This window comes from Levilactobacillus namurensis DSM 19117, from assembly GCF_001434785.1.
GTDB lineage: Bacteria > Bacillota > Bacilli > Lactobacillales > Lactobacillaceae > Levilactobacillus > Levilactobacillus namurensis.
Window position 1 is genome coordinate 64,900 of the sequence record NZ_AZDT01000042.1, and the last position, 12,915, is coordinate 77,814.

Genomic DNA, 12,915 nt, shown 5'->3' on the forward strand with positions numbered 1-12,915 from the left:
TATACTCGAGAGTGAAAGTTGTTGAAGGAGGGGACCTTTTTGAGTAAAAAATATAAAGTAGTCCAATGGCTTCTGCTATTGGTCGCAACGGTTGTGGTTGTTTTTTGGGGACAAGCACAGCTAACCGCACAAGCGGCAACCATTGATGGTAGTCAGTACCTAACCACGGCGAAAGTTACCAACGGACCGGATTTCAAGGTATCCGATACAGTAAACATCCAGTACCACTTGGAGTTTGGTGATCTCGCCTTACATAACCAGGACGTGATCAGCGTCCCACTACCAGATAACTTAAAGTCATCACGGGACGACACGTTTGACGTGACGGCGCCGGATGGAACCGTTATCGGCGTTGGTAAAGTCACTAAGGGTGGCGATAAGGTCGAAGTGACCTTAAACGAAAAGGTTGAGGGGTTAAAGGATAAGGAAATGACCTTGAACCTGGCGACTAAGTACAACGGGACGGCTACTGGGGAACAACCCGTGAACTTCCCGAATGACCACCACGATGTGATCAACATTGTGCCGGACCTGGCCAACATCTCTAAGAAAGGGACCATCCAAGAAGACACCAACCAAGTGAAGTGGACGGTCCTGGTCAACCGGCAACCGATCGAGATGAAGAATCTCACGGTCAAGGATAAGATTGGGGACAACCAGACCATGATTCCGGGCCTCACGATCACCGAAGCTCACTGGCGCGATGATGTGGTCGGCGGGACCTACGTACGAGAGGCCACCCCCTTAGTTGAGGGTCAGGACTACACGGTTACCTACACCAGTGACGGGTTCACCGTGAAGTTCAACGATACGGTCACCGAGATGTACGCGATCGACTACTACACCAGTATCGATGATCCGTCCGTGGTCCACGATGGTTACGTCTTCCGGAACAAGGCAGACCTGACCTGGGGGGCCGGTACGAACGGTGGGACCAACAAAGAAAGTGCCAACGGCAAGGTGTCGACCAGCAGTAAGAACACAGGCTCCGGTAACGGTAATGCCGGCGGGACCGACGTTGATGAGAACGGCGGTAACGAAGGCGGCGACAACGGGAGTGTCGAACCAGGCGACAACGTAGACGTTGATGGTGACGGCAAGCCCGATACCGGGACTACCGATATTGATGGCGGGACCGAAACCGCGCAAGAAGAAAAGGACCGTGAAGCCGAGGAACAGGAAACGGCCAACAAGGAAGCTGCGTCCAAACAACCGACGGCAACCACCAAGCCAAGTTCTAAGCCAGCCAATACGCAAAAAGCTGCGAACGCCCACGTGGTCGGCGTCTCCCAAGCGCATCGGCGGGCCGCTCAGGGGAAGCTTCCCCAGACCAGCGATGCCAAGACGCAGACCGCCGTTTACGGTTTGGTTCTCTTAACCGGGACGCTCATTGCCGGTGTCTTGCGGCGGCAACTTTAAACGTTAGCGGGTGATGGTCACTGCTTGACCAGGTAGAAGGACCCGTTAGTGTTTGGTCGGGAACTAAATTTCAGTCAATTTATGAATAAATTGCGAGAAGTCGTTGCCTTAGGGTGACGGCTTTTTGCGTCGGGTCAGTCGATAAGTGAGAATTTGCGGTATCATGAAAGGGTAACCAGAAGCATTTAATCCGAAGAAGGGGAGTCTTGTTAGATGACAAAACCAACTTACACTGATTATTTCTTTGATGAACCGGCCTATAACACGCACGATGGCGGGTACGTTCCGCTGGAGGAACCCCAGACGCCGCAACAGGCCCTGCGGATTCCACCGCTCTTGAAGCCGGACAAGGAGACCGCAACGGATACCTATTACACGGTCGAAGCTCAGGCGGGCGAGACGCAGCTCTTGCCAGGGGCCAAGACCAAGACCTGGGGCTACAACACCACACTGTTGGGGCAGACGCTAGTCTTTGAGAAGGGCAAGCACATGCACATTGCTTTGAAGAATAGCTTGCCAGAATTGACCACGTTCCACTGGCACGGCTTAAACGTCCCGGGACCTTACACCGATGGCGGGTGCCACGCCCCCGTCTATCCGGGCGAGACCCAGCACATCGACTTCACGGTCGACCAACCGGCCGCAACGCTGTGGCTGCACGCGCACCCGTGTCCATCGACGGCTGAACAGGTCTGGCACGGTCTGGCGGGGATGGTCCTGGTCACCGACCAGACGGAAGCCAAGTTACCGTTCCCCCGGAACTACGGGGTCGATGACATTCCGTTGGTCTTACAGGACCGGCGCTTCCATGAGAATAATCAGTGGGATTACGATGCCGACTATGATCCGGATGGTGTGCAAGGCCCGACTCCGATGATCAACGGGACCATCAACCCGTACTTTGACGTGACCACCCAACGGATTCGCCTGCGGATCCTCGATGGTGCGAACCGGCGGGAATGGCGGCTACACTTTAGCCACGATTTGCCGTTTACCCAAGTGGCCTCGGATGGTGGCGTGATGCCGGAACCCGTCCAGTTCACGCACCTGATGCTGACCTGTGCCGAACGGGCCGAAATCATCGTGGACTTTGGTAGCGTCAAACCTGGTGAGACCGTGACGCTGTACAGTGATGACGTGCCAATCGTTCGTTTCCGCATTCACGATTATCAACGAGAAGACGTGAAGCTACCGGATCACCTGGTCGATATTCCCGACCCTGATGTGACGCCGAATACGCCAGTCCGCAAAGTCGTGATGTCCGGGATGGACGAACAGGTCATGATCGATGGCAAGAAGTTCGCCATGCAGCGGATCGATGCCAAGCAACAGGTGGGCAACGTGGAACTCTGGGATGTGACCAACACCAATGAAATGGATGGCGGGATGGTCCACCCGTATCACATGCACGGGACCCAATTCCTGGTGGTCTCCCGTAACGGCCACGCCCCGTACCCTAACGAACACGGTTTCAAAGATACCGTCGGGGTCAACCCAGGGGAAACGGTCCGCTTGAAGGTCTGGTTCGATAAGCCGGGCGTCTTCATGTACCACTGCCATATCATCGAACACGAAGACGGTGGGATGATGGCGCAGATTCAAGCGTACACACCAGAAGAACCGAATAAGACCTATAAATTAATGGATATGGATACCTTGATGAAGGCCGTTGCGAAAGAACGGGGCATCGACGTGAAGGACCTCCACCTCGCGGGAATGAGTTCCTACGAGAAGATGGGGATGCAGATGTGATTTAGCCTATTGAGGTCATCAGCCGCTGCGGTGACTCACCCGAAACTGGGGGATTACCGCGGCGGCTTTTGGGTTGGTCGGCCGGTCAAAAAAAGGGTATCATTGAACTAAGGATTCTAGGTAAAGGGGATGGACAGGATGGAACAACGGGGACAGTACCCCCAGAGTCGTTACCACCTGAGTCGGTTGGCGGAGCAACAGGTCTTGATTCGCAATCAGGTGCCGTTGATTGCGATGTTGGCCCATTTAGAGGGAGATTCGACCGACTTTACGCAGTTGAATCGGCTGGTGACGGGTCGGTTGGTCAACGCCACGCTAACGGAACGGTCGGCTCAGCGGTTAATGAATCTCCGAACGGCGGTCGCGTTCATGACCAGCTCCCCCCAGGGCTTTGACCTCCTAACGTTTGGCCACATTAATGATTTGGTCACGGAAGGGATTGGGCTTAACGGGGGCGAGCTCCGAGTGGGACCAGTGATGGTGGGGGATCAGGACTTCGGTATCCCGGTTCCGCAGGCGGCAGCCGTCCAACACGACTTGGTGACGTTGCGGTTGAAACACCCGGACTACACGGACCGGGCGTTACAAGCGCTGGCTTATATCTTGGCGAATCAGTTGTACCGGGATGGCAACAGCGCCACGGCGTTCTTGGTGGCCAACCACGTCTTGATGAGTCGGGGCGCCGGCGTGCTCCTATTATTGCCGGACCAGTTCGCCGAGTACCAGTGGTCAGTCGCCAACTTTTACCGCAAGCACGATACGGAAGGCTTCTGCAAGTGGCTGTACCACAACGCCCTATACGGCCCAGAAGACTTAGCTTAACTTCAAAAGCGTCATCAGCAGTGATCATCACGGACCCTAGTCCCTGATGACCGCTGTTTTTGTGAACACTGATGGTTTGTCCGCCTTACCGGGCGACCAGACAGGGCTGGAACGCCGTGGGCACCACTTCGAGCCAAAGTGCGGTCTCGAAGCTGGGCCTTATTCTAAGCTGGCTGAGGGACGCCAACTAAGAATAATGTCACGGCTGAGCCCTGTCTGGTCGCCCTCTCGGCTCACACTAGCCGTTGAATTGGACCTTACGTTATTTAAAAATGGCCACCACGGTCAAGGTCCCAACAGCCGATAGGGCCCAGCCGGTGACATTAGCGTTAGGCCAGTGGTCTACTGGCCTTAGGCTAAGGCCGAGCTTTGAGATTCGCGGGTTTGGCGAAGCTCAAAGTCGTGCCCACTGGCGTCACGGCCCTGCCAATCGGCTGTTGGGACCGCCTGGACTCGCGGATAGTTAGTCGCCCGGTAAGGCGGATATTTAACATCCCCAGACCCCAACCAGCCCAACTAGGGATTAAGTGAATGATGGGGTGGCGTGGTTCAGTCACTAGGTACGATTGGTTAGCTGATTGATTGTCCACAATCTAAAAGGGTGCTAAACTGCTAACACATCTTTAAATTTAGGGGAGTTTAACTTATGACAGTACAGAGTAGGGTGTTAACGGCCGTGGCCGTTGCGGTGGGGGTCACCGGATTCACGGTCGGGCAAGCGGACGCTAAGCGCCAACAGGTCGCTAAGGTCCGCCAGCTTAAGGTCGTGGCGCAGACAGTTCAGGGGACGACCACCAAGGGGGCCAAAGTGATCCTTTACCGTTCCGGGCAACGTGCGGTGGGGCACGGCAAGGCCAACGCCCGAGGTCACTTTCGGATAAAATTACGTCGCGCCTTGAAGACGGGAACCTTCCAGTTAAAAGTCACCAAGAAGGGGTACCGTGCGCGGGTCGCCAATCTACGCTACCGGGCGCCTAAGCCGGTGAAACCGGCGCAACCTAACAAACCGGCACCCGTCAAGCCAGTAGTCCCAGCTCCGGTCGCACCGGAACCAGCGCCAACTACGCCACTGGTGCTGCCTGTTCCAGCGCAACCCGTTACGCCGCCAGTCACAACGGAGAGCGGGTTGCGCCAACAGATCAAGGCGCTCACTAAAGACCTTGCAGATGCGGAAAATAGTCTCCAGCGAGCAACTCAGAACCGGACCTTTTTAACGGCGGAGCTGACGGATGCCCAAGAAGACCTTCAACGGGCCCGTACCACGGTGGCCACGGCGACTCCGGGAAGCGAGGCCTATGTGAACGCACAGAGTAGCCTGGAATGGTTGGTGCCGGCCGTGCAAGAGCGCCAGGAAAAGGTTACCCAGAACCAGCGGCGGTTGGTCCAGTTGCAGCATTACCGAACCGCACTGCGCCAGAGCCTCGCCCAACTCAACCAGCGGCTCACGGAGTGGCTACTCAACCACTAAGCAAGAGAACTTAACTGAACGGGACCAAGACTTGAAACTTTCCCAAAACAACCTCATGGGGTAAACTAGGTGGGTAGGAATGAGGAAGGAAGTTTGTCAATGGCTACTCAACCAAAATTACCCGCTATCGCTTTGGGTACCTGGTCTTGGGGTATCGGCGATGCCGGCGGCGACCAAATCTTTGGCCACCATTTAGATGAAAGCGACCTCCGTCCGGTCGTGGACGCTGCCATGCAAGGCGGCTTAACGTTGTGGGATACCGCGTATGCCTATGGTGCCGGCGACTCGGAACGTATCCTGGGCGACCTCTTGAACGACTATGCGCGGGAGACGTACACCTTGTCGACCAAGTTCACGCCCCAGCTGGCGACCGATGATCAAGCGGTCACCGAGATGTTGGCGGGCAGTTTGAAGCGCTTAAAGACTGACTACATCGACATCTATTGGATTCATAACTCGGATGACGTGGCGCGGTGGACGCCGAAGTTGATTCCACTCTTGCAGAGCGGCCAGATTCGTCAGGTCGGTGTTTCGAACCACAACCTGGCCCAGATCAAGCAAGCGAACCAGATTCTGGGGACGGCCGGCTTTAAGGTCTCGGCGGTCCAGAACCACTTTAGCCTGTTGGACCGGGCGTCCGAACAGGAGGGAATTCTGGACTATTGTCGAGAAAATGACATCAAATTCTTTGCCTACATGGTCCTGGAACAGGGGGCACTGACGGGCAAGTATGATATGGTCCACCCTCTGCCGGCAGATAGCTCGCGGGGCAACGTCTACAATCCCATGTTGCCGGAACTGACCAAGTTGGTCCAGCGGATGCAGGCGATTGGGACTACGCAGGATGCCACCGTCGCTGAAGTGGCGACGGCCTGGGCGTTGGCTAAGGGGACGTTACCGATTTTAGGCGTCACCAAGCCCGCCTACGTCGATAGTGCCAAGCGCGCACTAGCGGTTAAGCTATCTGCAAACGAAATCAGAGACCTGGAAGCCTTGGCAGATGCCACGCACCTGGATACCCATGGTGGTTGGGAGCATTCGATTTAAAATTGAACGATTGATGAAATGACCGGCGTTATCAGACAGATAGCACCGGTTTTTGAGGAAAAGCATGTCATATATAGTTGACATGTTTTCGTCAGGGTGTATCCTTAATGTGTCAACTATATATGACAACAAACGGAGGAACGGTCGTGAATCGGGTCAAAGAGTATCGATTGAAACAAGGTCTTTCCCAGCTTAAATTGGCAACGGCCGTAGGTGTGGCGCGACAAACGATTAACTTGATTGAAAACGATAAGTACAATCCGTCACTCAAGTTATGCATCGGTTTAGCTCACGCTCTGGGGACGGATTTGAACACGCTATTTTGGCTGGAATAATGCAGGCTAATTTGAAAATACGGGAAGGCGATGGCACATGACGAAGTGGAAACGGTTCTGGGTGACGCGGATTTATCGAATTGACGGCGTTCTTGATGAATACCGGCAAGCTCAATTGAATCGACTAGGTAACCAAGCGTTTACGGGCTTAGCCATATACTTATTGCTGATCAGCGGTGGCGCTGTGATTGGGTTACTGGCGAACGGAACACCACGGTGGGTGGCCTTAAGTCTACTGGGGGGTGATGTGTTGGGCGTGCTGCTGACGAACACTTGGCTAAAAACGCAGGTCACAAAGCTGCAACTGAATCAATTAGACGTGACGCCGACGAACGTCCACGGATATCTACGACTGGTTCGCCAGCGGAGTCTGGAAGAGGGCATCAGCTTTGCGGTGTTCTTCTGGGGCGTGCAGGTTGCCCTGGACTGGCCCCAGACTTGGCAGCAGATCTTTTGGAGTGGAGCGGCGGTGAAACTCTTAGTTCTCAGCTTAGTAGAAGGCTTTATTCTATGGTATGTCGTCTACTTTCAACGCCGAGTGGCTGTAGAAGACGCCTTGGCACGGACTAAACGAGAATTGGAGTAGTCGGTAATTTTGAGGCGGGAAAATTTATGGGGAGCGACAACGAATGAAGAATCGGATACATAAATGGTTATGGCGGCTGATCTTTGATGTCAACGCTGAGCAAATGGACGAATATGCTGACGCGCAGGTGTACCGTTTGGGGACGCAGGTGTTGGTCGGGGGACTGGTGTACTTCTGGGGGAGCCAGGTCCTCACGGCGGTCCTGCTCCTCTACCTGCCGGCGGAACCGCTGTTGGTGGGTCTGGTCGTCAGTAATCTAGTCGCGTTGGTCATCGGTCAGCTGGTGATCACGCATCGGGTCCGTCAGTTACACCTCAACGACTTAGAGATTGCCCCGAATGAGTATCCACAAGTGCTTCGGCAACTCCGGTGGCGCGGTGTCCGGTATGGTAGCGGCTTAGGGCTATTGGTGTTGGCCATCAACTGCGGACTGAACGGACTGGAACTGATTGGATACTGGGTGGGATTCAGCCTAGTCCTCGCGTTTCTGAGCGGGTATGACCGTTATACCACGTTGAAAGGGCGCATTCGCCAGGTCGTGTGAGGTCTCCCAGAGCACCAAAAAGCCGTCATCCAGTGTTTGTTGGACGACGGCTTTTTGAATTGACGCGGTTAAGGTTAGAAGAACAGCTTGCTGGCCAGTGCCACACCACTCATCAGAATCACGGAAGCGATGGAAGCAGCTAAGAACGGCTTACCACCACGGTGGGCGATGACCCGGAAGTTAACACTCATCCCCAGGGCAGCCATGGCCATCCCCAAGAAGATGTAAGCTAGCTTGACTAGCGCTGCCAGGGCGACGTCACCCAAGGGGATGAAGGTCCCAATCAGGCTGGTCAGAATGAAGCCGGCCATGAACCAGGGAATCGGCAGCTTGGCGTTAGCGTCCGTGTTGGCCGTTGGCGTGGACTTTTGGTACCACAGGCCGATGATCACGGCAGCGGGGGCCAGCAATAGGACCCGGGAGAGCTTAGTAATGATGGCCGTGTCCAGACTTACGGGACCGCCGGCACTCCCGGCAGCCACCGCGTGGGCGATTTCGTGCAGGGACCCGCCAGTCAGGACCCCGAATTGAACGGCAGTCAGGTGCAGGAGTGGCTTCAAGCCGATTTCAATCAGCGTGAAGACCGTCCCTAAGATGGCCACGATGGCCACCGCCAGCACTTCGTTTTCCCGTTGTTGTTCGGCTTTTTCAGCGGGGACTTTGATTTGGGGAGAGACGCCCATCACGGCGGCGGCCCCACAGATACTGGTCCCGGTGGCCGTTAAGATGGCCAGGTCCTTGTCGACGCCCATCTTACGGCTCAGGTTGTAGGTCAATAAGACCATCCCGGTCACGATGACGGCGGCTAAGCTGATGGTCTTGACCCCGGCGCTGGCCAGTTGGATCAGGTTCAGCTTGAACCCTAAGAGGATGATGCCTAACCGGAGGAACTTGTTGGAAATGAAGCCGATGCCGGCCCGGTTGGGTGCGACGATCTGGGGCCGCACTTGGCACGCCATCCCCAATAAGAGGGCGATGACTAAGGCACCGACTAAGTTCAGGTAAGGCAGTTGCGCCAATTCGCTTCCGGCGACGGCGCAGATCAAGGTAATCACGGCAGCGCCCCAGAATGGTCGGGAAGCTAAGGTGGTCCGAATTTCTAGCATAATGGCAATTTCTCCTTCTCAAATGAATAGCCTTAGGTTACCAGAGTGGTATCATAAAAGAAAATTGTTATCTGTGATGTTTACATAAATTCTACTTATGATGGAGGCGTGTTTCATGTTTGACCAGCGGTATCAGACCTTTCTGGTGTTGGTGGCGACCAAGTCGTACACCCGCACTGCCGAGCAATTGTTTATCACCCAGCCCGCCGTCTCGCAACAGATCCATAGTTTGGAGGCCGAGATTGGCGTGCCCTTAGTGGCTTACCGGCGGCCCTACCTCACGATTACCGCGGCGGGTCGGCAACTGGCGGACTTCATCCAACGCACCCAGGCCCAATCGACCCGGTTGTTAGACGACCTACGCCGACCCCACCAACCACGCCAAATTAGCTTTAGTACCACCTTATCATTGAGTGAGTTTCTGGCCCCTCAACTGGTCCGCGTCCTCCAGCACCGGGCGGATTACCAGACCATTAACTGCCGGATCACCAACACTCAGGCGGCGTTGAAGGCACTACAGTCGGGGAAGAGCGACTTTGCGTTAATTGAAGGGAATTTCGATAAACACGCCTACGATTACCAGGTGATTCGGCGCGAACCCTTCGTGGGAATCGTGGCCGCCCACCATCCCTTGGCCCAACGAGATCAGGTGACTTGGGCGGACCTGACCCGCTACCCCTTGATTATCCGGGAACAGGGGTCGGGGAGCCGGGACATTCTGTTACACCTGGCCCAGGCCGCAAACGTCACGTTGGCGGATTTCTCCCAGACCGTGACGGTCAACCACCCGGCGGCGATTCGCCAGTTGGTCTTAGCCAATGTAGGCATTAGCTTCGTCTACCGGTCGGTGGTGGCGCAAGAGTTGGCCGCCGGCACCATCCGGGAGCTCCCCCTCACGGCGGGCCGCGTGGAACACGATTTAGACTTGGTCTACCTACGTGAGAGCTTCTTTGCGGCCGATTACCAGGCCTTGGCCCAGCAGCTCCACCAGCAAGCGGGAAATCAGTGAGCCTAATATTAGACAATTAATATCCACCCCGTTAGAATGGGAGTATTGTCGCTAAATTTTCCGAAAAGGGGTGGTGCCACGTGACGAAAAAAAACGAAACGGGCCATTTTTATCTTAATCTTCAGTGAATTCCTGGTGTGTCTGGGAATCAGTCTGGTCATTCCGGTGATGCCGTTCATCAAGAACGACTTGCATCTGACCGCAACGGATATGGGGGTCATGAACGCGTTATTCGCCTTCGCCCAGTTCGTGGCGTCGCCCATCATTGGGCGGGTCTCCGACCGCATCGGCCGGAAGCCGGTCTTGACGGCGGGGCTGTTCTTATTCATGGCGTCGGAATTCCTATTCGCCTTGACCAACCAGTTAATGGTCTTTAACATTTCGCGGTTGATTGGCGGTCTTTCCGCCGCGATGGTGGTCCCGACCGCCATGGCCCTGGCCGCCGATATCACCACCCGTCAACAACGAGCGCGGGTGATTGGGTGGTTGTCCGCCGCCTTCAGTGGGGGCCTGATCTTGGGGCCCGGAATCGGGGGCATCCTCGCCGGCTTCAGTTATAAGACCCCGTTTTGGGTCGCCGGAACCCTAGGCTTGATCAGTGCCATCATCCTGATCACGTTGCTGCCTAGTGACGCGGAACAGGATGAAGTCGCGGATGCGCCGGTGGTCGATGAACCGACCAGCCACCCCATGACGCGGGCCTTTTGGACGGTCCCCATCATCATCTTATTTACCATGATCCTGGTGTCGTCGTTCGGCCTGCAAGGGTTTGAAAGTATCTATAGTATTTACGTCAACGAAGTCTTCAACTTTAGCCTGAGCAACATTGCGTTGGTTCTGACTTTAAACGGGTTGATTTCGCTGTTCCTCCAGGTTGCCCTGTTTGACGGGATGGTCCGGCGGTTCGGGGAACGGGCCGTGATTCGGACGTGCTTTTTCCTAGCCGCCATCTGTACGATTTGGATCACCCAAGCCCACACCAAGGTGGAAGTCATCATCGCCACATTGGTGATCTTCTCTGCGTTTGACCTCTTACGGCCCGCGATTACCACCTTGCTGACTAAGGCCAGTGAGGCCAACCAGGGGCTGATCAACGGGTTGAACATGTCCCTGACCAGTGTCGGGAATATCGTGGGACCCATCATGTCGGGGATGTTACTGGATATGAATCCTCATTACCCGTACTTAGTCGTGTCCGGTTTCCTGATCGTATCGTTCGTAATGGCCTTCCTCTTACGCCAGCCTCAGGCGACGCAACCAGCAGAATAGAGAGAAAAGACGACCAACCGTTTCTGGCTGGTCGTTTTTGATTGCGCCCATAAGGGGACAGGGGCGGAACCGCAGCAGACAAAAAAATCCATTAGCCATGCACTAATGGATTCCTAATTCCGATGACCAAGGTCATGCGATTTCCGCGTCAGTTCCTGTCGGCACTCCCCCAAGCGACGATGATGATGGAACTGAGTAGGTTAGTTAGAAAGAATCAAGCGAAGTGTCATTCCCCCAAACGACACCGGTTGTTGGTTGATTAAGGGTACGGGTAACTGCCCGTACTTGGGTGACGTGATCAGCACTCCCCAGTAGTGATCAGTCACTCAGGATAGGCGTTAGGCAAGTCACCATCACGGGATTGAGTTCGTGATGCTCACTGCCTTAACCTCTATCTGTGACCCATTGTAACGGATCTGTAACATTTATATAATCCCATAATTTAATCATCTGATTACTAAAATTAACTACCTGATGACTAAAGGCGTTATACTATTAACGACTACCAGGATTTCGGTAGGTGGATTGGACGATGGTTATTCCCGGGACACGCACGAGTGCTTCGGGGGTAGCTGGCAAAATTGGGGGTAACCAGGATGCCACGACCTTATCATGAACGGCTAAACTTCGGCAAGGACTTGCCATTGCAGATCATTTCACACGGAACGGGGGGACCCAAGGCGGCGCTGCCACACTGGCACCAAGCGGTCGAACTCTGCTACGTCTACCGGGGGACGCCGGGGACGGCCCACATCGGCAGCTCGACCTTTCAGCTGCAGGCCCACCACCTGTACGTGATCAATTCGGAAGTCGTGCACAGCTTTGAGTCCGTTTTGGATGAAGACGACCAGGTCATCACGCTCTTGTTGCCGGGGGGCTGGTTACGGACCACGGTGGACGCCGAACAGCTTCCGGTCTGGGGTCCCATCGATCTGAACCTCGATACGCCGCAGTACCGGTTCTTGAACCAGGCCTTACAGGTCTTAGTCACGCACGCCATCAATCCGGCCGAAGATCGGGGGACCTACCTGATCACGCTGGGGGCGGAATACCAGTTGGTGGGCGAGCTCCTCCAGCGGCTGACGGTCAAGGGTGAGCTGGATAACGACCAGTTGCCGTTACCTCAGCCGTTACGAAAGGCGGTTAATTTGATTCAAGAGCACTACGCCGAACCCGTTTCGATTGCGGCTCTGGCGGCGGAGTTAAATTACTCCAGTGTCTACTTTTCTCGCTATTTCAAGGCCTATCTGGGGGTTTCCCCCAAGGTCTACTTAGGGCAGATTCGCCTGGAGCGCTCGACGGCCTTACTGCTGAGCACCCAGGACTCGATCCAAGAGATTGCCCGAAAGACCGGCTTTCGGACGGAGAAGAACTTCTTTGTGACCTTTAAGCAACACTACCAGATGACCCCCAAGACTTACCGGGAGACTTACGCGGCCCGGCAATCTTGGGCCTAACCGGTTGCTTGTGAGTAGTTTTTATGGTAAACTAACGCAACATTGCCACAGCGAATTCATGACCAGCGTGGGCGCGTAAACGTCCCGTTGGTTTTTTCTAG

Annotated in this window: 12 protein-coding genes; 11 read left to right on the forward strand and 1 reads right to left on the reverse strand. The window is 55.1% G+C overall.

Translation table 11 applies throughout. The features are described from left to right. Nucleotides 1-39: 39 nt before the first annotated feature. The 8 genes from FD30_RS06690 (at nt 40) to FD30_RS06725 (ending at nt 7,973) form a co-directional block, all read left to right on the forward strand. The gene (locus tag FD30_RS06690) at nt 40-1,419 is read left to right on the forward strand and encodes a collagen binding domain-containing protein (RefSeq protein WP_056944390.1); all 1,380 of its coding nucleotides are present in this window, start codon (nt 40-42) and stop codon (nt 1,417-1,419) included. A 213-nt stretch (nt 1,420-1,632) separates the two neighbouring features. Further along, complete coding sequence (locus tag FD30_RS06695) at nt 1,633-3,171, forward strand: multicopper oxidase family protein (RefSeq protein ID WP_056944391.1); 1,539 nt, start codon at nt 1,633-1,635, stop codon at nt 3,169-3,171. 138 nt (nt 3,172-3,309) lie between these two features. After that, complete coding sequence (locus FD30_RS06700) at nt 3,310-3,993, forward strand: hypothetical protein (RefSeq protein ID WP_056944392.1); 684 nt, start codon at nt 3,310-3,312, stop codon at nt 3,991-3,993. Between the two features lie 646 nt (nt 3,994-4,639). Beyond that, entirely contained in the window at nt 4,640-5,461 is an 822-nt protein-coding gene (locus FD30_RS06705; RefSeq protein WP_156652553.1) for an Ig-like domain-containing protein, read from the forward strand. A gap of 99 nt (nt 5,462-5,560) precedes the next feature. Further along, a complete protein-coding gene (locus FD30_RS06710) occupies nt 5,561-6,508 on the forward strand; it encodes an aldo/keto reductase (RefSeq protein ID WP_056944394.1) in 948 nt (315 codons plus the stop codon). 146 nt (nt 6,509-6,654) lie between these two features. Next, entirely contained in the window at nt 6,655-6,843 is a 189-nt protein-coding gene (locus FD30_RS06715) for a helix-turn-helix transcriptional regulator (RefSeq protein WP_024747533.1), read from the forward strand. Nucleotides 6,844-6,880: 37 nt separating this feature from the next. After that, a complete protein-coding gene (locus tag FD30_RS06720) occupies nt 6,881-7,429 on the forward strand; it encodes a DUF3278 domain-containing protein (protein WP_056944395.1) in 549 nt (182 codons plus the stop codon). Nucleotides 7,430-7,472: 43 nt separating this feature from the next. Continuing rightward, entirely contained in the window at nt 7,473-7,973 is a 501-nt protein-coding gene (locus FD30_RS06725; protein ID WP_056944396.1) for a DUF3278 domain-containing protein, read from the forward strand. A 74-nt stretch (nt 7,974-8,047) separates the two neighbouring features. Here FD30_RS06725 and FD30_RS06730 read toward each other — a convergent pair whose 3' ends face one another. Beyond that, nucleotides 8,048-9,079, reverse strand: a complete 1,032-nt coding sequence (locus FD30_RS06730; protein ID WP_056944397.1) for a YeiH family protein — start codon at nt 9,077-9,079, stop codon at nt 8,048-8,050. Between the two features lie 115 nt (nt 9,080-9,194). Here FD30_RS06730 and FD30_RS06735 point away from each other — a divergent pair, with 115 nt between their 5' ends. The 3 genes from FD30_RS06735 (at nt 9,195) to FD30_RS06745 (ending at nt 12,814) form a co-directional block, all read left to right on the forward strand. After that, on the forward strand, nt 9,195-10,088 hold the full coding sequence (locus FD30_RS06735) for a LysR family transcriptional regulator (RefSeq protein WP_056944398.1): 894 nt from the start codon (nt 9,195-9,197) through the stop codon (nt 10,086-10,088). Between the two features lie 132 nt (nt 10,089-10,220). After that, nucleotides 10,221-11,357: an MFS transporter gene (locus FD30_RS06740; RefSeq protein ID WP_235803258.1), complete on the forward strand. Its 1,137-nt coding sequence runs from the start codon at nt 10,221-10,223 to the stop codon at nt 11,355-11,357. Between the two features lie 596 nt (nt 11,358-11,953). Beyond that, nucleotides 11,954-12,814, forward strand: a complete 861-nt coding sequence (locus tag FD30_RS06745) for an AraC family transcriptional regulator (protein ID WP_056944400.1) — start codon at nt 11,954-11,956, stop codon at nt 12,812-12,814. Nucleotides 12,815-12,915 lie beyond the last annotated feature (101 nt).

Excerpts from the sequence above, each read along its gene's own strand:
- FD30_RS06695 (WP_056944391.1), top strand. The coding sequence starts at position 1,633 with ATGACAAAACCAACTTACACTGATTATTTCTTTGATGAACCGGCCTAT.
- FD30_RS06700 (WP_056944392.1), top strand. The coding sequence starts at position 3,310 with ATGGAACAACGGGGACAGTACCCCCAGAGTCGTTACCACCTGAGTCGG.
- FD30_RS06705 (WP_156652553.1), top strand. The coding sequence starts at position 4,640 with ATGACAGTACAGAGTAGGGTGTTAACGGCCGTGGCCGTTGCGGTGGGG.
- FD30_RS06710 (WP_056944394.1), top strand. The coding sequence starts at position 5,561 with ATGGCTACTCAACCAAAATTACCCGCTATCGCTTTGGGTACCTGGTCT.
- FD30_RS06720 (WP_056944395.1), top strand. The coding sequence starts at position 6,881 with ATGACGAAGTGGAAACGGTTCTGGGTGACGCGGATTTATCGAATTGAC.
- FD30_RS06725 (WP_056944396.1), top strand. The coding sequence starts at position 7,473 with ATGAAGAATCGGATACATAAATGGTTATGGCGGCTGATCTTTGATGTC.
- FD30_RS06730 (WP_056944397.1), bottom strand. The coding sequence starts at position 9,079 with ATGCTAGAAATTCGGACCACCTTAGCTTCCCGACCATTCTGGGGCGCT.
- FD30_RS06735 (WP_056944398.1), top strand. The coding sequence starts at position 9,195 with ATGTTTGACCAGCGGTATCAGACCTTTCTGGTGTTGGTGGCGACCAAG.
- FD30_RS06745 (WP_056944400.1), top strand. The coding sequence starts at position 11,954 with ATGCCACGACCTTATCATGAACGGCTAAACTTCGGCAAGGACTTGCCA.